Origin of the sequence: Streptomyces sp. NPDC008121, from assembly GCF_042957155.1 — a bacterium.
Taxonomy (GTDB): Bacteria; Actinomycetota; Actinomycetes; order Streptomycetales; family Streptomycetaceae; genus Streptomyces.
This window is the reverse complement of record NZ_JBIBHT010000002.1, coordinates 153,615-174,451: the sequence shown is the minus strand read 5'-3', so window position 1 is coordinate 174,451 and position 20,837 is coordinate 153,615. Positions and strand designations below refer to the sequence as shown.

General features: G+C 73.9%; 22 protein-coding genes. 17 read left to right on the top strand and 5 right to left on the bottom strand.

Annotated elements, in window-relative coordinates; translation table 11 throughout:
* Positions 1–24: 24 nt before the first annotated feature.
* The 9 genes from ACFZBD_RS06450 to hypE all read left to right on the top strand — a co-directional run bounded on the left by ACFZBD_RS06450 (position 25) and on the right by hypE (position 9,332).
* On the top strand, positions 25–567 hold the full coding sequence (locus ACFZBD_RS06450; protein WP_391136445.1) for a hydrogenase maturation protease: 543 nt from the start codon (positions 25–27) through the stop codon (positions 565–567).
* Positions 568–585: 18 nt separating this feature from the next.
* Complete coding sequence (locus ACFZBD_RS06445) at positions 586–729, top strand: DUF6893 family small protein (RefSeq protein ID WP_391136442.1); 144 nt, start codon at positions 586–588, stop codon at positions 727–729.
* Between the two features lie 142 nt (positions 730–871).
* Complete coding sequence (locus ACFZBD_RS06440; RefSeq protein ID WP_391136439.1) at positions 872–2,734, top strand: NPCBM/NEW2 domain-containing protein; 1,863 nt, start codon at positions 872–874, stop codon at positions 2,732–2,734.
* Between the two features lie 437 nt (positions 2,735–3,171).
* Positions 3,172–3,567, top strand: a complete 396-nt coding sequence (locus ACFZBD_RS06435; RefSeq protein WP_391136436.1) for a hydrogenase/urease maturation nickel metallochaperone HypA — start codon at positions 3,172–3,174, stop codon at positions 3,565–3,567.
* A gap of 2 nt (positions 3,568–3,569) precedes the next feature.
* Positions 3,570–4,265 (top strand): hydrogenase nickel incorporation protein HypB, encoded by a 696-nt coding sequence (gene hypB / locus ACFZBD_RS06430; protein ID WP_391136433.1) that lies wholly within the window; start codon positions 3,570–3,572, stop codon positions 4,263–4,265.
* Entirely contained in the window at positions 4,262–6,736 is a 2,475-nt protein-coding gene (gene hypF / locus ACFZBD_RS06425) for a carbamoyltransferase HypF (protein WP_391136430.1), read from the top strand. The genes hypB and hypF overlap by 4 nt, the downstream gene beginning before the upstream one ends.
* A gap of 10 nt (positions 6,737–6,746) precedes the next feature.
* On the top strand, positions 6,747–7,067 hold the full coding sequence (locus tag ACFZBD_RS06420) for a HypC/HybG/HupF family hydrogenase formation chaperone (protein WP_391136427.1): 321 nt from the start codon (positions 6,747–6,749) through the stop codon (positions 7,065–7,067).
* Positions 7,064–8,254, top strand: a complete 1,191-nt coding sequence (gene hypD, locus ACFZBD_RS06415; protein WP_391136424.1) for a hydrogenase formation protein HypD — start codon at positions 7,064–7,066, stop codon at positions 8,252–8,254. Before ACFZBD_RS06420 ends, hypD begins: the two co-directional genes overlap by 4 nt.
* A 37-nt stretch (positions 8,255–8,291) precedes the next feature.
* Complete coding sequence (gene hypE, locus ACFZBD_RS06410) at positions 8,292–9,332, top strand: hydrogenase expression/formation protein HypE (protein WP_391138495.1); 1,041 nt, start codon at positions 8,292–8,294, stop codon at positions 9,330–9,332.
* 19 nt (positions 9,333–9,351) lie between these two features.
* On the opposite strand, the gene ACFZBD_RS06405 is transcribed toward hypE, so the two are convergent.
* Positions 9,352–9,591, bottom strand: a complete 240-nt coding sequence (locus ACFZBD_RS06405) for a hypothetical protein (RefSeq protein WP_391136421.1) — start codon at positions 9,589–9,591, stop codon at positions 9,352–9,354.
* Positions 9,575–9,826 (bottom strand): DUF6400 family protein, encoded by a 252-nt coding sequence (locus tag ACFZBD_RS06400; protein ID WP_391136418.1) that lies wholly within the window; start codon positions 9,824–9,826, stop codon positions 9,575–9,577. Before ACFZBD_RS06400 ends, ACFZBD_RS06405 begins: the two co-directional genes overlap by 17 nt.
* Before the next feature lie 352 nt (positions 9,827–10,178).
* Here ACFZBD_RS06400 and ACFZBD_RS06395 point away from each other — a divergent pair, with 352 nt between their 5' ends.
* Positions 10,179–10,301, top strand: coding sequence for a hypothetical protein (locus ACFZBD_RS06395; RefSeq protein WP_391136416.1), 123 nt, complete (start codon positions 10,179–10,181; stop codon positions 10,299–10,301).
* A 137-nt stretch (positions 10,302–10,438) separates the two neighbouring features.
* Positions 10,439–11,524, top strand: a complete 1,086-nt coding sequence (locus ACFZBD_RS06390) for an alpha-lytic protease prodomain-containing protein (RefSeq protein ID WP_391136413.1) — start codon at positions 10,439–10,441, stop codon at positions 11,522–11,524.
* Between the two features lie 581 nt (positions 11,525–12,105).
* On the opposite strand, the gene ACFZBD_RS06385 is transcribed toward ACFZBD_RS06390, so the two are convergent.
* A complete protein-coding gene (locus tag ACFZBD_RS06385) occupies positions 12,106–12,678 on the bottom strand; it encodes a DUF6368 family protein (protein ID WP_391136410.1) in 573 nt (190 codons plus the stop codon).
* A gap of 80 nt (positions 12,679–12,758) precedes the next feature.
* Between ACFZBD_RS06385 and ACFZBD_RS06380 the strand changes: the two genes are divergently transcribed.
* The gene (locus tag ACFZBD_RS06380; RefSeq protein ID WP_391136407.1) at positions 12,759–13,274 is read left to right on the top strand and encodes a putative immunity protein; all 516 of its coding nucleotides are present in this window, start codon (positions 12,759–12,761) and stop codon (positions 13,272–13,274) included.
* 44 nt (positions 13,275–13,318) lie between these two features.
* Here the strand turns inward: ACFZBD_RS06380 and ACFZBD_RS06375 are convergent, their stop codons facing one another.
* Positions 13,319–14,248, bottom strand: coding sequence for a LysR substrate-binding domain-containing protein (locus ACFZBD_RS06375; RefSeq protein ID WP_391138493.1), 930 nt, complete (start codon positions 14,246–14,248; stop codon positions 13,319–13,321).
* Positions 14,249–14,380: 132 nt separating this feature from the next.
* On the opposite strand from ACFZBD_RS06375, the gene ACFZBD_RS06370 reads away from it, so the two are divergent.
* Positions 14,381–15,295: an EamA family transporter gene (locus tag ACFZBD_RS06370; protein WP_391138491.1), complete on the top strand. Its 915-nt coding sequence runs from the start codon at positions 14,381–14,383 to the stop codon at positions 15,293–15,295.
* A gap of 4 nt (positions 15,296–15,299) precedes the next feature.
* Positions 15,300–15,881 (top strand): YdeI/OmpD-associated family protein, encoded by a 582-nt coding sequence (locus tag ACFZBD_RS06365; protein WP_391136404.1) that lies wholly within the window; start codon positions 15,300–15,302, stop codon positions 15,879–15,881.
* A gap of 100 nt (positions 15,882–15,981) precedes the next feature.
* Here ACFZBD_RS06365 and ACFZBD_RS06360 read toward each other — a convergent pair whose 3' ends face one another.
* Positions 15,982–16,278 carry an antibiotic biosynthesis monooxygenase gene (locus tag ACFZBD_RS06360; RefSeq protein WP_391136401.1) on the bottom strand — a complete coding sequence of 99 codons (297 nt, stop codon included), beginning with the start codon at positions 16,276–16,278 and terminating at the stop codon, positions 15,982–15,984.
* A gap of 186 nt (positions 16,279–16,464) precedes the next feature.
* Between ACFZBD_RS06360 and ACFZBD_RS06355 the strand changes: the two genes are divergently transcribed.
* The 3 genes from ACFZBD_RS06355 (at position 16,465) to ACFZBD_RS06345 (ending at position 20,781) form a co-directional block, all read left to right on the top strand.
* A complete protein-coding gene (locus ACFZBD_RS06355) occupies positions 16,465–17,322 on the top strand; it encodes a hypothetical protein (RefSeq protein WP_391136397.1) in 858 nt (285 codons plus the stop codon).
* 229 nt (positions 17,323–17,551) lie between these two features.
* Positions 17,552–18,355 (top strand): endonuclease, encoded by an 804-nt coding sequence (locus tag ACFZBD_RS06350; RefSeq protein WP_391136394.1) that lies wholly within the window; start codon positions 17,552–17,554, stop codon positions 18,353–18,355.
* Positions 18,356–18,507: 152 nt separating this feature from the next.
* Positions 18,508–20,781, top strand: a complete 2,274-nt coding sequence (locus ACFZBD_RS06345; RefSeq protein ID WP_391136391.1) for a protein kinase — start codon at positions 18,508–18,510, stop codon at positions 20,779–20,781.
* The last annotated feature ends 56 nt before the right edge of the window (positions 20,782–20,837 follow it).

Sequence of the window (20,837 nt, the reverse complement as noted above, 5' to 3'; positions counted from 1 at the left end):
TCAGCGCCCGGAGCCGCGGCGCCCGTGACCGGAGTCGCCCCGGAGGCCGCCGCCACACCCGGTCCGGCCCGCACGCTCGTGGCCGGGGTCGGCAACATCTTCCTCGGCGACGACGGATTCGGCGTCGAGACCGTACGGCGCCTCGGTCGCGAGGAACTCCCCCCTCTCGTCGACGTGGCCGACGTCGGCATCCGCGGCGTCCACCTCGCCTACCAGCTCCTCGACGGCTGGGACACCCTCGTCCTCATCGACGTCACCGCCCGCGGCGGCGAACCGGGAACGCTGTACCTGATCGACGCCTCGGCGCCCGAGGACCGCGGCGCCGACCCGCACCCCGCACCGCTCGACGGCCATCGCATGACACCCGACGCCGTCCTGGCCCTGCTCGACACGCTGTGCGCGGGGACCGGGGCGGCGCCGCCGCGGCGGATCCTCGTCGTCGGCTGCGAACCGGCCTGCCTCGACGAAGGCATCGGGCTCAGCCCGAGCGTCGCCGCCGCGGTACCCGAGGCGGTGCGCATGGTGACCGAACTGGTCCGCCAGGAAGCCGCTGTCCGAAGCCTCTGAAGCCCCCAGGGAGAGAACGTGACCAAGCACAGGCACAAGCACACGAACAAGAACGTCGTCGGCACCGCCGCCGCCGTGGGCACGGCCGCACTGGCGGTCGTCGCCGTCGTCCGGGGAGTCCTGCCCGACGTCCGGCGCTACCTGCGCATCAGCAGGATGTGACACCCCGAGGCCGCTCGCCCGGACCCGATGCGGCGACAGGGGAGCGCCGTCCGGAACCGGCCGTGTTGCGATTCCGCCAAGACCGCCCGCCACTCCGGCGCTCCGTGCCAAGGTGCGTGCCTTCGGGACAGAAGGAGGGGCTTTGCCGGGAATCTCGTACGAAAAGAGGTCCGCCGCGACGCGGGGCGGACGGGGTGGGTCGACGACGACCCGGAGGCTGCTCGTCCTCGGTCTGCTCATGGCCCTCGCGGCCTGCTCGCCGGGCAACGGAGCCGACGGCGACGGGACATCGGGCGACAAGCCCGCGTCCGCCACGGCCTCGGCGTCGGCGTCCGCCGTGTCCGGGACCGTCGCGGCGGACGGGCTGACGCTGAAGGGCCCGCGCGGGCTCGGTGTCCGGGTGGCCGGCGGAGCGCTGCCCGTCGGCATGCGCGTGGCCGTCGCCGAGGCGTCGGGCGCGCCCGTGGAGCAGTTGGGCGCGCTCGCCCGCTCCGCACCGGTGTGGGACGTGCACGCGGACGCGCCGCCGTCCGGGGACGTGACGCTGACGATGCCGTACGACCCGTCGGCGGTGCCCGAGGGGGCCACGGCGCGGGTCGTCACGTACGACCCGGAGACGAAGCGGTGGTACCCGGTCGAGACCGAGGCCGACGCACAGGCGCGGGTCCTGACGGCGACCCTGGAGGGCTTCTCCTGGAAGACCTGGATCGTCGACCGCGCCGACGACGTGGCCGGCGCGGCCTCCTGGGCCGAGTACCAGGCGGGACGGCTGTTCGGGACCCGCGCAGCCAAGCCGGACTGCTCGGGGCGGCCGAAGGTCCCCGGGTGGGTCAAGGACGTGACGACCGTGCCCGACGACAACGCGCAGATCTTCGCCTGCGGCTACGGGCGGGACGACCAGCTGGTGCTGGAGATCGCCAACAACCGCGGCTATCCGGTGTCGGTCGTCTTCGACCGTCCGTACGCCGACATGCGGTCCTCGATGTGGACGGACGGGGTCTCCGGCGTCTTCCAGCGGTTCGGGGCGGTCCGCGCCGGCAACCGTGTCCCGCTGATCAGCGGCGGCTCGGCGACCGTCGTCTTCGACCGGCCCGCGCGGCAGGCCGGTGTCATCCAGGGGTGGGCCCGGCGCGACACCGCCGCCCTCGCCGCGTGGCTGACGACGGAGGTGTTCCTCGCCGCGGGCGGTGACATTCCGCTGGGCGGCGGCAAGAGCCTGGGCCTCGCCCACGTGGACTGCCTCGGCAAGACGTCCTCGTCGGTGTGGGCGGCCGCCGACCGCACGGCGAACGCCGACGCGAGCGGCACCGTGGCCGAACTCTCCGGTCTGCGCGAGTGCCTGGCGCAGTCGCTGGAGACCGGCGTCAAGGCCTGGGGCGTGGACCCGTCACGGGCCATCCACCAGTCCGCCGACAGCCTGCGGCTGCCACAGGACCAGCTGGCGGCCGTGAAGGCGCTCCGCTACCTGTACTTCCTCGGCGTGGCCGAATGGTCCCTGCAGGCCGGCGACCTCCTCGTGAACGACGCCACCCCCGAGGCCGGACTCGTGGACCTCTCCGTGCGGTGGCGCCACGATGCCGTGGTGAACAGCATGCCGCTGTTCGATCTCACGCCGACCGACCGCGAGGGCGGCTCCTCCGGGCAGCACATCGACGCCGTCCTGGCGGGCGACGCCTTTCCCCGGTCCACCGGGGCCTGGGTCGGCTGCGAGGGCGAACCGGCGGGGGTGACCTACGCGTTGAACGGCCGGTTCTCGGCGCTCATCGCGAAGGCCGGGCTCCAGCCGCACACGCCGGACGACATCACGGCCGAGATGGTGGTCGTGGCCGACGGGAAGACCCGGACCACGGTCCGGGTCACCAAGGCCGGCACGGCGAGCATCGAGATCGACCTGACCGGAGTGGAGACCTTGCGGCTGACCGCCGAGAAGGTCGAGGGCACGTGCGGGGCGTCGGGGACTCCGTACGGCGCCTGGGGCGACGCGGTCCTGCTCGCGGCCCGCTGACCCCACCACCCGGGCGATGGGCACCCCGGCCCGCACGCGGCTTCGCGGGCCGGGCACCCGGGCGGCCGCCCCGCCGTCCGGCCGGAAGAGCCGAACGGAGCGTCGCCGCCGACACCGGCCGGCGTCACGGAGAGCGTGACGTCGACGGGGCGGCGACGCCGACGCGGGGCGGGTGCCACACGGAACGGGGTCCCGCGCAGGACCTCGCGGCCCGCACGGGTCGCACGAGAACCCGCCGGCCCGCTGACCCCACCACCCGGGCGACGGACACCCCGGCCCGCACGCCGCTTCGCGGGCCGGGCGCCCGGGCCGGCCGCCCCGAGTGCTCCACCGAACGGACGACACCACCGCCCGGCCCGGCGTGCCGGGCCGGCCGCACCCGCCCGCCCGTCCTCTAATGGCGCCCGAGAGCCCCCGCGCGCCCAGGACGGAGACCGATGCACGAGATGTCCGTCGCGGTGGCCGTCGTCGACCAGGTCGAGACGGCCGCGCGGTCCCGGGGAGCCTCCGGTGTCACCAGCATCCGGCTGGACGTGGGCGAGCTGGCCGGCGTCGTCGGCGACGCGCTCGCCTTCTGCTTCGAACTCGCCTGCGCAGGAACCGTCGTCGAGGGCGCCGAGCTGATCACCCGTACCGTCCCGGGCACCGCGCGCTGTGCCCCGTGCGCCGAGGACTGGGCGGTCGGCATGCCGCCGACGCTGCTCTGCCCCGGCTGCGGCGCCGCGGCCGACGAGCTCGTCTCCGGCCGCGAACTCCGCATCCGCGAGGTCCGCTGGGCCGACCCCGCGACGGCGCGCGCACACGATCGCCGCCCCATCCCCGAGGAGAGCTGAGCATGTGCCGAGCCGTCGACCTCCAGCGTGCCGTCCTCGCCAAGAACGAGGCCGCGGCGCAGATCCTCCGTACCGAACTCACCGCCCGCGGCACCACCGTCGTCAACCTGCTCTCCAGCCCCGGAAGCGGCAAGACCGCCCTGCTGGAGAGCGAACTGCGCCTCGCCCGCGAGCGGGACGTCAGCGTCGCCGCGCTCACCGCCGACCTGGCCACGGAGAACGACGCCCTCCGGCTCGCCCGCGCGGGCGTCCCGGTCAAGCAGGTCCTCACCGACGGCCTGTGCCACCTGGAGGCCGACATGGTCGCCCGGCACCTGCACGACTGGCTGCCCGAACACACCCGGCTGCTCTTCGTCGAGAACGTCGGCAACCTCGTCTGCCCCGCCGGCTACGACCTCGGCGAGTCCCTCCGGGTCGTGCTCGCCTCCGTCACCGAGGGGGAGGACAAGCCCCTCAAGTACCCCACGGCCTTCGGCCTCGCGCAGCTGGTGATCGTCACGAAGACCGACATGGCCGAGGCCGCCGCCTTCGACGAGCCGGCCTTCCGTGCCCACGTCCAGCAGGTCAACCCCGGGGTGGAGGTCGTCCTCACCTCGGTGCGCGACGGCCGCGGCGCCGGCGTCCTGCTCGACCGGGCCCTGGCCGCCGCCGAGGGGAACACCGTCCACAGCCCGGTGATGGCCCAGGTCGGCGCGTGACCACCGCGCGGCCCGCCGACGCCACCGAGACGGCCCCGCGGCGCAGCCGCGTGGTCGTCCGCGGTGTCGTCCAGGGTGTGGGCTTTCGGCCCTACGTCCACGCCCTCGCCACCGGGCTGCGCCTGTCGGGCCACGTCACCAACACGGCGGAGGGCGTCGTCGCGGAGGTGGAGGGCGCCCCGGCGGACGTGGCTGCCTTCTGCGCCCGCCTCGCTCCCGACGCGCCGCCCCTGGCCCGGGTGGAATCCGTCGAGGCGGCCGACGTGGCCGCGAGCGGCGGCCGCGGCTTCACCATCGTGCCCTCCCTCCAGGGCGGCGCCGTCCGCACCCTCGTCCCCCCGGACACGGCCACCTGCGCCGACTGCCTCGCGGAACTCGCGGACCCGGCCGACCGGCGGTACCTGCACCCGTTCATCACGTGCACCCACTGCGGGCCACGGTTCACCATCGTCACCGGCCTGCCCTACGACCGGGCCCACACCACGATGGCCGGCTTCCCGATGTGCGGGGACTGCGCCCGGGAGTACGCCGACCCGACGGACCGCCGCTTCCACGCCCAGCCGGTCGCCTGCCCCCACTGCGGCCCCCGCCTCCGCCTGCTCCCGGGGAACCCGGACAGCCGGGACGCCGACCAGGAGAGCGCTCCCGACGCTGACGCGGACTCGGGCCGTGCTTCCGGGGCCGACACGGACGACCGCGACCCCGACCCCGTCGCCGGCGCGCGCCGGATGCTGGCCGCCGGGGCGATCCTCGCCGTCAAGGGCCTGGGGGGCTACCACCTGGCCTGTGACGCGACGAACGCCGACGCGGTGGCCGAACTGCGCCGCCGCAAGGCGCGCGGCGACAAGCCGTTCGCGATGATGGCGGCCGACCTCGCCGACATGGAGCCCCTCGTCCACCTCGGCCCGCTCGAACGCGAACTCCTCTCCGGCAGCGCCCGCCCCGTCGTCCTGCTGCGGCGCCGTGACGATGCCGCACCGCGCCCCGGGGCCGCCCCGGCCCCGGCGGTGGCGCCGGGCAGCCCGGACCTCGGCTTCATGCTCCCGTACACCCCCGTGCACCATCTGCTCCTCGGCCTGGGCGCACCGGACCGGGAGGGGCCACGACTGCTGGTCATGACCAGCGGCAACCTCTCGGGCGAACCGATCGTCACGGACGACACGGAGGCGCTGACCAGGCTCGCCGGTCTGGCGGACGCCTGGCTGCTGCACGACCGCCCCATCCACGTCCCCTGCGACGACTCCGTCGTCCGCGTCTGCGACGGCGAGGAGCTGACCCTGCGCCGCTCGCGCGGCTACGCCCCGCTGCCCGTCACCCTGCCCGTCGAGGTCGCCCCCGCCCTCGCCGTCGGAGGCGATCTGAAGAACACCTTCTGCCTCGGCGAGGGACACCGGGCATGGCTCTCCGCCCACATCGGCGACATGGACGACCTCTCCACCCAGCTCGCCCTCGTGATCGCCGAGCGGCAGCTGGAGTCCGTCACGGGCGTACGCCCCGGGCTGCTGGCCGCGGACCGCCACCCCGGCTACCGCTCCACCGACTGGGCCCGGCGGCAGGCGGCCGGGCGGCCCGTCGTCCCGGTGCAGCACCACCACGCGCACATCGCCTCCGCCATGGCCGAGCACGGTCTCGACGGCGCCCGGCCGGTGATCGGTGTCGCCTTCGACGGCACCGGCCACGGTCTCGACGGCGCCGTGTGGGGCGGGGAGTTCCTCATCGCCGACTACGCCGGGTTCGCGCGGTTCGCGCACCTCGCCTACGTCCCCCTGCCCGGCGGCGACGCGGCCGTACGACGCCCCTACCGCATGGCGCTCTCCCATCTGCGGGCCGCGGGGATCGCTCCCGACCCCGGACTGCCGTGCACCCGCGCCTGCCCGCCCGATGAACTTCCCTTGCTGCAGCAGCAGTTGGAGCGCGGACTGAACTGCGTGCCCACGTCCAGCATGGGCCGGCTCTTCGACGCCGTCTCCTCCCTCGCCGGCATCCGCCACCACGCCGGATACGAGGCTCAGGCCGCGATCGAGCTGGAGGCGGCGGCGCTGCGGGCGCCGGCGGTGGCGGAGGACGAACGCTATGCCTTCCGGCTGGAGCCGGGGCGGGCCGGCGATCCGCTCACGGCCGACCCCGCGCCCCTGCTGGCGGCGGTGGTCGACGACGTGCTCGACGGCGCCCCCGCACCCGTCGTCGCGGCCCGCTTCCACCGGGCGGTGGCCCGACTGGTCCGTACCGTCTGCGCCGCCGCCCGCAGCGAGACCGGTGTGGAGACGGTCGCGCTGAGCGGGGGAGTCTTCGCCAACGCGGTGCTCTCCTCCGCCTGCGCCCACGGTCTGCGCGAGGACGGCTTCACCGTGCTGCGCCATCGCCGGATCCCGCCGAACGACGGCGGTCTGGCGCTCGGCCAGCTCGTCGTGGCCGCCCGTGTCACGGACCGGGCGGCCGTCCCCGGCACGCCACGACGAGAGCGACAGTGAGGAGACACCCATGTGCCTGGCGGTACCCGGAAAAGTGCTGGACGTCGAGGACCGGGACGGCACCCGGATGGCCACGGTCGACTTCGGAGGCGTGGTCAAGGAGGTGTGCCTGGAGTACCTGCCGGACCTGAAGCCCGGCGAGTACGCCATCGTCCACGTCGGGTTCGCCCTGCAGCGGCTCGACGAGGAGTCGGCCAGAAGGACGCTGGAGCTGTTCGAGACCCTCGGCATGCTCCAGGAGGAGTTCGGCGACCCGTGGGAATCGGCCGCCGAAGTGACGCGAGACGAGCGGCCGCCGACCGAGGGCGTGGCCGGAGAGGTGCGGCGGTGAAGTACATCGACGAGTTCCAGGACCCCGAGCTGGCCCGGCGGCTGCTCGACGAGATCCGGGCGACGGTGACCCGGCCCTGGGCGCTGATGGAGGTCTGCGGCGGTCAGACCCACACCATCATCCGGCACGGGATCGACCAACTGCTGCCGCCAGAGGTGGAGTTGATCCACGGGCCGGGCTGCCCGGTGTGCGTGACGCCGCTGGAAGTGATCGACAAGGCGCTGGAGATCGCCTCCCGGCCCGGGGTGATCTTCTGCTCCTTCGGGGACATGCTGCGGGTCCCCGGCACCGGCCGTGACCTGTTCCAGGTCCGCGGACAGGGCGGCGACGTACGCGTCGTCTACTCCCCGCTCGACGCGCTGCGGATCGCCGAGCAGAACCCCGACCGCGAAGTGGTCTTCTTCGGCATCGGCTTCGAGACGACGGCGCCGCCCAACGCCATGACGGTCCACCAGGCGCGCAAGCTCGGCATCCGCAACTTCAGCCTGCTCGTCTCCCACGTACGCGTACCCCCGGCGATCGAGGCGATCATGAGGTCCCCGGACTGCCGCGTCCAGGGGTTCCTCGCCGCAGGGCACGTGTGCAGTGTGATGGGGACGGCGGAGTACCCCGACCTCGCCGCACGGCACCGGGTGCCCATCGTCGTCACCGGTTTCGAGCCGCTGGACATCCTCGAAGGCGTGCGACGGACCGTGCTCCAACTGGAGCGGGGGGAGCACACCGTCGAGAACGCCTATCCGCGCGCGGTGCCGCCCGAGGGGAACCCGGCCGCGCAGGCGATGCTGGACGACGTCTTCGAGGTCACCGACCGCGCGTGGCGCGGGATCGGCGTCATCCCGGACAGCGGCTGGCGGCTGTCGGAGCGGTACCGGGCGTACGACGCCGAGCACCGGTTCTCCGTCGAGGGGATCGACACCCGCGAGCCGGCCGAGTGCCGCAGCGGCGAGGTCCTGCAGGGGCTGCTGAAGCCCCACGAGTGCGAGGCGTTCGGCACGACCTGCACGCCCCGCTCCCCGCTGGGCGCCACCATGGTCTCCAGCGAGGGGGCGTGCGCCGCGTACTACCTGTACCGGCGGCTCGACCTCGGCGCCCCGGCGCAGAAATCCCCCGCGCGGCAGGCCCCGGCCCCGTCCGCGGATCGGGCCCCGGCCACGTCCGCCGCCCTGGAGGGGAGTTCCGTTGTCTGAGCTCACCCGCGTCACGCCTGCGGAGCAGGCACCCGACATGCTCGCCTGGACCTGTCCGGCACCCCTGCGGGACCAGCCGCGCGTGGTGATGGGTCACGGCGGAGGCGGCGCCCTCTCCGCCGAACTCGTCGAGCAGATCTTCGCGCCCGCCTTCGGCGGACCCGCGCTCTCGGTCACCACCGACGCGGCGACCGTCGAACTCGGGGGCGCCCGGCTGGCCTTCTCCACCGACTCCTACGTCGTCCGCCCCCTCTTCTTCCCCGGGGGCAGCATCGGCGACCTGGCCGTGAACGGCACCGTCAACGACCTCGCCATGAGCGGCGCCCGCGCGGCCTACCTGTCCTGCGGGTTCATTCTGGAGGAAGGGGTGGAGACCGAGGTCGTGACCCGGGTGGCGAACGCGCTCGGCGCGGCGGCCCGCGCGGCGGGCGTGGAGGTGGCGACGGGCGACACGAAGGTGGTGGAGGCCGGCCACGGCGACGGCGTGTACATCAACACCTCCGGCATCGGTCTCGTCCCGCCCGGTGTCGACCTCCGGCCGCAGCGCGTCGTCCCCGGCGACGTGGTCATCGTGAGCGGGCCCATCGGCGTCCACGGCGTGGCGATCATGAGCGTGCGCGAGGGACTGGAGTTCGGCGTCGAGATCGAGAGCGACTGCGCTCCGCTCGGCGGCCTGGTGGAGGCGATGCTCGCCGTCACACCGGACCTGCACGTGCTCCGCGACCCCACGCGCGGGGGGCTCGCCGCCTCGCTCAACGAGATCGCGGCCGCGTCGGGAGCCGGTGTCGTCGTCCAGGAGCGGGCCGTCCCCGTCCCCGCCCCGGTGGCCGGCGCCTGCGCGATGCTCGGCCTCGACCCGATGTACGTCGCGAACGAGGGAAAGCTCGTGGCCTTCGTCCCGCGTGAGCACGCCGACGCCGTCCTCGCCGCGATGCGGGCCCATCCGCTGGGAGCCGGGGCGGCCGTGATCGGGGAGGCCGTCGAGGCGCACCCGGGCATGGTGGTGGCGCGTACGGGCCTCGGTGGTACGCGGGTGGTCGACATGCCGCTCGGCGAGCAGCTGCCGCGGATCTGCTGAGCGTCGGCCCCCGGGAGCGTCAGCCCTGGGGGCCCCGGTCGCGGCGGCGCTCGCGAGCGGTGTCGAGGGTCCATGTGTGGGTGCAGTTCGGGCACTGCAGATGGACCCTCGGCCCCTTGTTGGCGATCAGATAGCGCCAGTGGTCCGCACAGTTGCGGCGGTCCGCGCAGGTCGCGCAGTCACGGGCGTCGTCGCACCCCGGACAGGCGACCCAGGCGCGGCGGGCCCGGTCGGCGTGGGGGTCAATGGGCAGCCGCACGGCCGGGCTCCTCTCCCGGCAGCACGCCCGCCGCCACCAGCATGGCGTGGATCCGCCGCTGCTCGGCGTCCAGACCCGAGTAGAGCAGGGCGTGCGCCGCCTCTTCTCCCCGGAGCACCGCCACCGGGTCCCAGTCGGGTCCCAGAGCCGCGACGACTTCGGCCCGCCGGCGCGCCTCCTCGGCGGTGAGGTCGATGGTGAAGGTGACGTGGTCGGGATCGGAGCCCTGGTTCATGGCGGTGCTTTCGGCGTAATCGAACAGGTTTCGCCACGTCTACCAGAGGGGGCCGGGGGCGCGGAAGAGGGGCGTGAGCGGACGAAACGTGATCATGCGCCCGCCCGGAGGGGCGGACGGCGCGCGGACAACGGCGGCCGGAAACCGAATTGAGGCGCACGCGCGACCGTGGAGCGGGGCCGGGAGGCTCGGAGCTCGGGGGCCCGCTGTGGCGCACCTCACGCGAGAGCGGCCAAGGGGCGGTCGTACGGACCGGCGGCGTGCTCCGGTCGGCACGACCGGGCCGGCCCCGCGCGCCGGAGCATCTCCGAGGGGCGGCGGAGACCCGGGCCGGCGCCTCGGGCGGGTCGGAGTGAATCTCGCGCTGTCGATCGGCGGCCTCGCCCAGCGGATCGACGGGTGCTTCGCCGCGCGGGGCGGCCGTCGGAGCGGCGAGCGCGGGCCCGAACGGCCCGCGTCCGTGAAGGACCTGTGAACGCAGGGGTGTTGTCAGGTGTGCGTACGGGAGACGGTCTTGTGTGCGACTGCGACGCGTCGGAATAGTTCGACGGGTCATCCTCCGTATCCGGACACCCCACATCGTCCGGGCACGGCCCCCCACAGGAGGTCATTTTGAAGCACCGTCGCATAGCCAGGCGCAAGACCGCCGTCGCGGGTGGTGCGGTCGCCGCACTGGTCATCGCGGGCATCTCGTTCCAGAGTGCGAACGCCACCGACGCCACGGAGCAGTTCACCGTCAAGGCGCTCAGCGCGCCGGCCGCCGGCACGCTCGCCCTCTCCCTCAAGGCGGACCTCGGCACGGACGAGGCGGGCGCCTACTACGACGCCGCCACCAAGGCGCTGGTGGTGAACGTGGTGTCCGAGGACGCCGCGCGGACCGTGCGCGAGGCGGGCGGCAAGGCCCGCGTCGTCGAGAACACCCTCGCCGAGCTGACCGGAGCCCGGAAGGCGCTGACCGAGAAGGCGGCCATCCCCGGCACCGCCTGGGCCACCGACCCGGTCACCAACAAGGTCGTCGTCACCGCCGACCGTACGGTCACCGGCGCGAAGCTCACCAAGCTCCAGGAGGTCGTGAAGAACCTCGGTGGCAAGGCCGAACTCAAGCGCACCGCAGGCGAGTTCAAGCCCTTCGCCGCCGGCGGCGACGCGATCCACTCCGGCGGGGGCCGTTGCTCCCTCGGCTTCAACGTGGTGAAGGACGGCGCGCCGCACTTCATCACCGCCGGACACTGCGGCGAGACCGGCAGCGAGTGGTCGGACTCGGCGGGCGGCGCGGCCATCGGCTCGATGGTCGACTCCCAGTTCCCGGGCAACGACTTCGCGCTGGTGAAGTACAGCGGCGACACCGCGCACCCGAGCGAGGTCAACCTGTACAACGGCAGCGCCCAGGCCATCACCAAGGCGGGCGACGCCACGGTCGGCATGCAGGTGCAGCGCAGCGGTTCGACCACCCAGGTCCACGACGGTGAGGTCACCGGCCTCGACGCGACCGTGAACTACGGCAACGGCGACGTCGTCGAGGGCCTCATCCAGACCTCGGTCTGCGCCGAGCCCGGCGACAGCGGCGGCTCGCTCTTCGCCGGCGACACGGCGATCGGCCTCACCTCCGGCGGCAGCGGCGACTGCTCCTCGGGTGGAGAGACGTTCTTCCAGCCGGTGACCGAGGCGCTCGCGACCTTCGGCGCCGAGATCGGCTGACGACCGGATCCTGTGAGCGGCGGGACCGCCCCGGACAAGGGGCGGTCCCGCCGTGCTTTTCCGGAGCCGGCCGGCCCTGCTGCCGGCCTCATCGCTCACCCCGGTCCGGGCCCCGCCCGCGGAGCTGCTGCACCCGCCTGAGGCGAAAGGCATGGCTGCCTGCGGCGGTACGGGTTTCTCTCCGGCCGAGCATCTCGGTCCCACGGCCCGGTGGCGCTTGAGGCGTATCACAGGGCCCAGGACCTGGGCAGCTCCGGCAGGGGATCGCCTTCGATCAACCGCGGTCGCCGGGAGTGCCAACGCCTCCCACGCCTCCATCATGGCGTTGAGCGTCACGCTCCCGTACCGCGCCGCCAGACCTCGGATCGCCCGGTGTACCGACTCGTAGTCATCTGTGCTCAGCGCCTCCGTGTCCATGAAGCCAGCCTGCCAGGTGTGACACGCCGGATGGACGCGTTGGCGGCTGGCCGGTCCAAGGGGCGCCATGGGGGCGAACGTCGACTGGCCCCCTCAGCAGGCGAAGACGGTTACCTCCGCTTCATCGCGGACGATCCCTATCGCTGTCACGGTGACGCCACGCCCTAGGTGAGCAGGTGAAAGTCGGGATGCTCCAGCCAGGCGGACAGGAACGCGCGGTCGCCCACGTGGGTGTACCAGCGGCCGCCGTCGTACGTGGTGTAGGGCACCTCCCGGACGCGGCCCGGGAGTGTCGAGACGAGACGCCGGGCCTCGGCCAGGCGCACGGTCTCCTCCTCGGCGGGGAGGTCGTCGAGGGAATGGCCGTACCCCAGCAGGCCGCCGAAGTCGATCAGTGCGTCGAAGCGTTCCGCGAGGAACAGCGCGAGGCGGCCGAGAAGCAGATGGTTCTCCCGCGCCCCGGAGGAGGCGAGCAGGGCCAGTTCCGCCACGGGCGGCCGGTCGAGGCCGGGAAAGCCCAGCTCCTGGTAGTCCTCCAGGGTCTCCGGGCCGAGCTGGAACCGTGCGGACGAGGCGTGTGCGAGCCCGCCGAGGCCGATCGCGGCGGGTTCACGGACCCAGAACGTGATCCAGGCGTCGTCCTCGGCCCGCACGTCACAGAAGCCCTCCAGCCACGGTACGGCGTCGCGCGCCCCGCGCGCCTCCGCCAACCACAGCCCGGCCGTGGGTCCGCTCACCACACCCCCCTCGCCCGGGAGGTGCCGCCCGGCCTGCCGTAAGGTGGCGCACCCGAAACGCGCGGAGGTGAGGGCACGTCATGATCCTTCCGAAGGTGCGGGATCCCCGCTTCGTGACAATCCGCCGTGGCGGGACCCTCACCGACGCCGATCACCATCTCCTGGCTCTCTGGGCGGCCACATGTGCGGAACACGTCCTGGGACTCTTCGAAGCGGTCCGGCCGGAGGACCCCCGACCGCGCGAGGCGATCGAGCACGCCCGGGCCTGGGTGCGTGGCGAGGTCACGATGATGCGGGCCCGTGCGGCGGGCGGCCATGCGATGGGGGCGGCGCGACCTCTGCAGGGCGCCGCACGGCACGCCGCGTACGCAGCCGGCCAGGCCGGGGCCGTCGCACACGTCGCCGCGCACGAACTCGGCGCGGCCGCCTACGCGATCAAGGCCGTCCGGGCGGCGGCACCGAAGGACGAGAGCGAGGCCGCGGGACGCCTCGAGTGCCAGTGGCAGCGCGACCGGCTCCCGGAGGCGATCAGGGAACTCGTCCTCGACGACCAGAGGCTGCGCAACGACATCTGCTGGTCGGTGTTCGACTGCTGACCGGGCGCCCCCCGAACCCGGCGCTCCCACGGCGTCCGGCCCGCTCAACGGCGAGCGGACGCGGAGGAGGACACGGCCGGTGCGGAGTCCCGCGCGGCTTCCTCGAGCGCGTCGAGCAGTCCGCGCAGGGCCGGTTGGGACAAGGTCCCCTCGCGGACGGCCGCGTGGATGGTGCGGATCGGTTCCGGGCGCCGGACCCGGCGCAGCGCGACGCCCGTCCGGCGGCCGGCTGCCCCCAGGCGGGGGACGAGCCCGACGCCCAGGCCGGCGGCGACGAAGCCGAGGGCGGTGGCGTAGTCCTCGCTGCTCGCGACGAAGTCGGGGGCGAAACCCGCCGCGGCGCACGACTCCAGCATCACGTCGAGACAGGGCCCCGGCGGTTCGCTGCCGATCCACGGCTCCCCGGCGAGGTCGGCGAGGTCGACGACGCGCTGCGCGGCGAGCGGATGGCCGGCGGGGAGCGCGGCGAGGTAGGCGTCGTCGAGGAGGTGGACCAGCCGGACGCCCTCCTGGCCCCCGTGCCGGGGCCTGACGACGATCGCCAGGTCCGCCTCGCCCCGCTCCACCTCCGCCAGCGGGTCCTCGGGATCGATCAGCCGGAGGTCGATCCGTACGTCCGGGTGCTCGCGGCGGAGCCTGGCCAGGGCCGACGCGACGAGCGTGGGGCCGACCGAGGTGAAGTACCGGACGGAGAGCCTGCCGGTGCGTCCGGCGCGCAGATCGGCCAGCGCCGTCTCCGCCTCGGCGAGGCTCTCGCTGATGACCGCCGTGCGCTGCGCGAGGAGCCGGCCCGCCGCCGTCGGTCGCACGCCCCGCCCCACGCGTTCGAGCAGGGCGATGCCGGCCTCCTTCTCCAGCGCCGCCACCTGCTGGCTCACCGCCGAGGGCGTGTACCCCAGGTGGGCCGCGGCCGCGGTCACCGATCCGCTGGTGACGACCGCCCTCAGCACCTGCATCCGTCTCACGTCGAGCATGTAGACCAGCTTAACCATGATGCAGAATCTTTTGATTGTGCTTACGTGTAGTCGACGGCATCGTTCCTTCCCGTGGCAGCAACCCGGGAGGCGAACGTGAACGGTGCGGGCAGGACGTGGGCGACGGTCCGGATGGGGGTGCTCGCCCTGCTCTGGGGGTCCACCTTCCTCTGGATCGAACTGGCCCTGACAGGCCTCTCCCCGGTCCAGGTCACCCTCGCCCGCTGCGTGTTGGGCACCGGCACTCTCCTGGTGCTCTGCCTGAAGACCGGGCAGCGGCTCCCCCGGGAGCGCGCCGTCTGGGGCAGGGTCCTCGTGGCCGCCTTCTGGTGCAACGCCTTCCCGTTCGCGATGTTCAGCCTCGGCCAGCGGACCGTCGACTCCGGGGTGGCGGGGGTCCTCAACGCGACCACCCCGCTGTGGTCCCTCCTCGTCGGCATCGCCATCGGCACGGAGCGCGGCGTCCGCCCGGTGCGCCTCGTCGGGCTGTTGCTCGGGTTCGGCGGGGTGGTGCTCATCTTCGCCCCGTGGCAGCAGGACGGGATCGTGAGTGGGGGCGCCCTCGCCATCGTCGCCGCAGCGGCCGGTTACGCCCTCGCCTTCGCCTACATGGGACGGCACCTCGTCGGCAGGGGGTACGCGACCCTCTCCCTCTCTACGGCCCAGCTCCTCGCCGCGTCCGGGCTCACCACGCTGAGCCTGCCCGCCGGGGGCCTGACACCGCCGCGCATCGACCTGACCGTCCTCGTCGCGGTGGTGGTCCTGGGAGTCTTCGCCACCGGCGTCACCTTCCACCTCACCTACCGGATCATCGCGGACGAGGGCGCCACCGACGCGGCCACCGTCGGCTATCTGCTGCCCGTGGTCTCCGTCGGCCTCGGCGCGCTCGTCCTCGACGAACCGTTCGGCCTCCGCATCGCCCTCGGCATGGCCGTGGTCCTCGTCGGAGTCGGCATGACACGACGGAGGAAACCGGCTGCGGAGGCGACCGCCCGCGCCGAGGGCCCGGTCACGGGCGAGTCGGCGAAGGGCGCGGGGATAGCCTGAGGAGATGGACCACATCGACGGGGTGGAGATCATCGCCTGCGCGGACGGAGCGGCGTTCGAAGGCTGGCTCGCCGAGCACCACGGCCGCCACGAGGGCGTGTGGATCAAGGTGGCGAAGAGGAGTTCGGGCATCCCCTCGGTCACCGCTGACGAGTTGGTCGACATCGGCCTGTGCTACGGCTGGATCTCCGGTCAACGCCGGTCCCTCGACACGCGCCACTACCTGCAGAAGTACGTGCCCCGCCGGCCCCGCAGCCTCTGGTCCCAGGTGAACGTCGAGAAGGTCGAGGCGCTGACCGCCGCCGGCCGGATGCGCGAACCGGGCCTCGCGGAAGTACGCAAGGCCCGGGCGGACGGCCGGTGGGAGGCCGCGTACGCCTCGCAGCGTGCGGCCACGGTGCCACCTGACCTCGCGGCGGCGCTCGCCGCCGACCCGGACGCCGGCCGGGCGTTCGAGGCGCTCGACAGGACCGGCCGCTACCAGGTGATCCTGCCGCTGCTCACGGCCGTCACGCCCAAGAGCCGGCAGGCCCGGCTCGCCCGGGCGGTGGAAGCCCTGCGAGCGGCGGGCACCACACCGTCGTAGCCCTCGCGCGGCCCGCCGGGCAGCCGAGACCGAGGCCGGCCCGCCGGGCGGGCCGGCCGCCCATGTGGCGCGCGAGCCGGGGGAGTCAGGTCCGGGGGAGTCAGGTCAGGGAGTCGCGCGTGAAGTGCCGGACCCGCAGCGGTGCGAGGAGGTACTCCTCTTCCCCGGGCAGCACCACGGGCTGGTCCCGCCAGTCCTCGCCGGCGTAGGCGACCAGGTCCTCCTCGCCGCGCCAACGGCTGACGTACAGCAGCGAGTCGGGCGGCGCGAGCAGGACCTCGTGGTCCACCAGGCCCGCATAGCGGCCGGGGAACTCGCGGACCGCGGAGACGATCAGGCGGTGGAACGCGTCGAAACGCTCGGGCCGGACGCGCGCCTCGCTCACTCGGATGATCACGGCCGCCAGCGTGCCACACGGGTGCGGGGCGTGTCTTCACCCTTGCGGCCCGTTCCGCACCGCGCCGGCGGAAGATACCGAGCGCGAGTGACAATCCGGGCATACCCCTGTGGTGGGTGCCGGACTGGTGGCACGATGGCCGGACAGACCGGTCGACGGTCGGTTCCACCATCTTCTGGGGCACTCATGAACATCTCGCTCCCGTTCCGACTCTTCGCCTCGGCGGCCGCCCTGGGCCTGTCGCTCACCGCGTGCGGTGGTTCCGGCGGGACATCTCCCAGCGCCTCGAGAGCGACGACCGCCGCACCCGCGCCCAGCGCGCACTCCGAGAGCGCGCCACCCCCGTCCGTCTCCGCGACACCCTCGGCCCCCTCGTCCGCCGACGCGTCGGCCACGAAGAGCCCCACCGTCCCCGCGCCGCGCGGTACGCCCCCGCCGGGCACCCGGGGCCTCCACCCGATGTGGCCGTTCGCCACCCCGGCCCAGGCGCGTGCCTGGGAACGCTCCTACCGCTCGGGCGGCCACCAGCCCTGGCACCGCGACCCGGAGGCGACCGCCCTGGGCTTCACCTGGGACTACCTCGGCTTCGCGGATATCGACAAGGTCACCTCGCGTACGGTCAGCGGCCGCCACGCCCACATCGGCGTCGCGCCCAGCGGCCCGGAGGGCGGCACCGCGGCCGTGATCCACCTCGTGCGGTTCGGCACCGGTGCCGACGCCCCCTGGGAGGTCGTCGGCACCGACGACACGACCTTCTCCCTGACCGTGCCCGCGTACGGCGCGCTCGCGCGCTCCCCGCTGAACGTCGGCGGCACGATCACGGGCGTGGACGAGAGCATCCGCGTCGAGGTGCGGCAGCCCTCGTCCGAAGCCCCCTTGGGCACCTCGCCGTGCTGCACCCCCGGCGGCGGCACCGACCAGCCGTGGAACGCGCGGGTCTCCTTCTCCGGAGCCCGCGACTCGGTGCTCACCGTCGTCGCGTCGACGGGCGGCCACGTCGCCGAGGTCGAACGCTTCACCGTCACGGCCCTGCGCGTCCGCTGAACCCGCCCCGGCAAGGGGAGCCGCCGGCCCCGCCCCGCCCCGCTCATGGGGCGGGCGGGGCCGGCGGCCGTATATGCGAGAACGTCATGGAAAAGCCTTCTCCGCGTTACGCCCGATTCCCCGCCCCCGTGCCACTCTCCCGATGACACGACGTCAACACGCGTAGAGCGCCGTGCCGTCCCCGCGGCACGGCGTTCCGCTGCGTGCAGTCCCCGGGAAAGGGCCCCCCATGTCCGTTGCGCAGATTGGCAGATGGAAGGCGTGGACGGCCGGCATAGCCGCTGTCCTCGTCGGCCTCACCCTTCCTTCGGTCACCGCGACCCCCGCGAGCGCCACGACCACCGCCTACGACAGCACGTACTACAAGAACGCGATCGGCAAGACCGGGACCAGCCTCAAGAGCTCGCTGCACACGATCATCAGCAGCCAGACCAGGATCTCGTACGACGCCGTCTGGAACGCGCTGAAGGTCACCGACCAGGACCCCCGCAACAGCGCCAACGTCGTCCTGCTGTACAGCGGCACCTCACGGAGCAAGTCCCTCAACGGCGGCGACGTGGGCGACTGGAACCGCGAGCACGTCTGGGCCCAGTCGCACGGCGGCTTCGGCACCTCGGCCGGCCCCGGCACCGACCTGCACCACCTTCGGGCGGCTGACGTGCAGGTCAACGGCGTCCGCGGCAACAAGGACTTCGACCGGGGCGGCAGCCCGGTCAGCGGCGCCTCCGGCAGCTACACCGACAGCAACTCCTTCGAGCCGCGCGACGCCGACAAGGGCGACGTCGCGCGCATGATCCTCTATATGGCCGTCCGTTACGAAGGCGACGACGCCTGGGCCGACCTGGAGCCCAACGACTCGACCACCAACGGCAGCGTGCCTTACCACGGCCGCCTCTCCGTCCTGAAGCAGTGGAACGAGCAGGATCCGCCGAGCGCCTTCGAGGAGCGCCGCAACGACATCGTGTACTCCACGTACCAGGGCAACCGGAACCCGTTCATCGACCACCCGGAGTGGGTCGAGGCGATCTGGTAGACCCCGCGGGACGTACGCTGGGCTCCCCGCCGACCGGGGAGCCCGGCCGCAGGCCACGAGCCCGCCGAAGGCCCCCGGCTTGACTGCCGTGCGCCGCGACGGGTAGTCAATGGCCTGACCCTCGTGAAGGGGGCGGAACGGGGGACATACGCATGAAGCCACTGGAACCGGGGGATCCCACCTCGGTCGGCGACGGCAGATACCAGCTGACCCACCGGCTCGGCCAGGGTGGCATGGGCGTGGTCTACCTCGGCCGTTCCCCCTCGGGGCGCGCGGTGGCCGTGAAGGTCGTACGGCCCGAGCTGAGCACCGAACCCGGCTTCCGGCGCCGGTTCGCCGACGAGGTGGCGGCCGCGCGCCGGGTGGGCGGCTTCCACACGGCCTCGGTGGTGGACGCCGATCCCGAGGGCGACCCGGCCTGGCTGGTGACCGCGTTCGTGCCGGGCCCCACGCTGGCCGCCGTCCTCGCGCGCGTCGGCTCCCTGCCGGAGGACACCCTCACCGTCCTGGCCGCCGGGCTCGCCGAGGCCCTGGAGGCGATCCACCGGGCCGGTGTGATCCACCGCGACCTCAAGCCGGCGAACATCATCGTCGCCGAGGACGGCCCCCGGGTCATCGACTTCGGCATCGCGCGTGCCCTCGACGGGACGACGCTGACGCGCACCGGGTTCCAGGTGGGCACCCCCGGCTTCCTCTCTCCCGAGCAGCTCACCCGGGGCACGGTCACCCCGGCCGTCGACGTCTTCGCGCTGGGTGTGGTGCTCGCGCAGGCCGCGGGCGGCTCGCCGTTCGGCGACGGGCCGTCCGCGGCCCGTCTGTACCAGGTCGTCCACGAGGACCCTGACCTGACCGCCGTGCCCGACGCGCTGCGGGAGCTGGTCGCCGACTGCCTGTCCAAGGACCCGGCGGCCCGGCCCACCCCGACGGACTGCCTCCGGCGTCTGACGGTCCGGCACCGGGACGGCGGCGACTGGCTCCCGGACGCGGCCACGGCGCTGCTGCCCCGGCGCGATCCGGCGCCCGTCGACCCGCGGACGCCCGCCGCCCCGGAGGATGCGCGGACGCCGGTCGCCCCGCAGGACCCGCGCGCCTCCCTCGCGGCCGCCGCACCCGTACGGACCGGGCCGCCGCGTCCGGAGACGGCACGGCCGGGGCCCGTACGGCAGGAATCCGAGCCGGCCGAGCCCGTACCGACGGAGAACGGAGCGGCCGGACCCGTACCGACAGGGCACGGAGCGCCCGCTCCCAAAGCGATGGCCCCTTCCGGCCGGAGCGCTGCCGCACCGACAGTTACCGTACCGACCGCTTCCGCCTCGAGCGTCGCCGAACGGACCGTTCCCGGACCGGCCGGGAACGAGTCCGTGCGGGTCGAGGCTCCGCGGACCGACGCTCTGCCGGCCGAGCCCGTACGGACCGTCGACGGACCCGCCGGACAGCGGCGGACGGGTCGGCGCCGGGTCGGTCCGGTCGTGGTCGGCGTGGTCGTGGCGCTGGCCACGGCCGGGGTACTGGTCTGGCAGCCCTGGTACGGCCAGGCGGGGCGGAGCGACAAGGGCGCCGGAACCGGCGGACCGTCCCCCTCCGCGACCCCCGCCCCCTTCCCCACGCAGCCGATGCTGATCCGCCAGGACACCGCCCCGGGCTGGCCGGGCACGTGTCACGGCGTCATCGCCCGCCGCGACCCGGGGGCCGACGCGCCCGTCCGTCTGATCGCCGACGACGACACCTGCTCGGTCCTGCCGCAGTGGTCCCCGGACCGGCGCTTCATCGCCTACACGCGGATCACCCCGGAAGGCCAGGCCGTCTGGACGGCGCGCGCCGACGGCAGCGAGCCGCGGCGGCGCGCGTCCATCGCCGGCGGCCGGGTCTCCTGGTCACCCGACGGCACGCGGCTCGCGGTGCTCCGGAAGGCGAACGGCGTCCAGCAGCTGTTCACGATCGACCTCGCCACCGGGACCGCCGAGCAGGTGACCACCGGAACCGCGCGCGTCGAGGACCCCGCCTGGTCGCCGGACGGCAAGCGGATCGCCGTCTGTCTGGAGGCCGGCAAGGGCAACTGGCAGATCCACGTGGTGGATCCGGCCGCCCCGGGCACCGCCCCCCGGCAGGTGACCCGGCTGCCGCACCAGGCGCTGGACCCGGTCTGGTCGCCCGACGGGCGCTCGTTCGCCTACACCGCGGGCCGGTACGGCAAGGGCTCGCAGGGCGACATCCACGTGGTCGCCGCCGACGGCACGGGCGACCGCGCCGTGGTGGCGACCGGCGTCCACGAGATGGACCCGACGTGGTCCCCGGACGGCGCCTGGCTCGCCTTCGTCCGTGGGCCCTACGAGCAGCCCTGGATCTGGGCCGTCCGCCGGGACGGCACCGAACCGCGCTCGCTGACCGCCGGCACCACCGCCGAGGGACACCCCAACTGGCGTTGACGCCCCCGCCCTCGGCGGTATCCCACCGCCCGGGCAGGCGCGCTCTCTGCACGCCG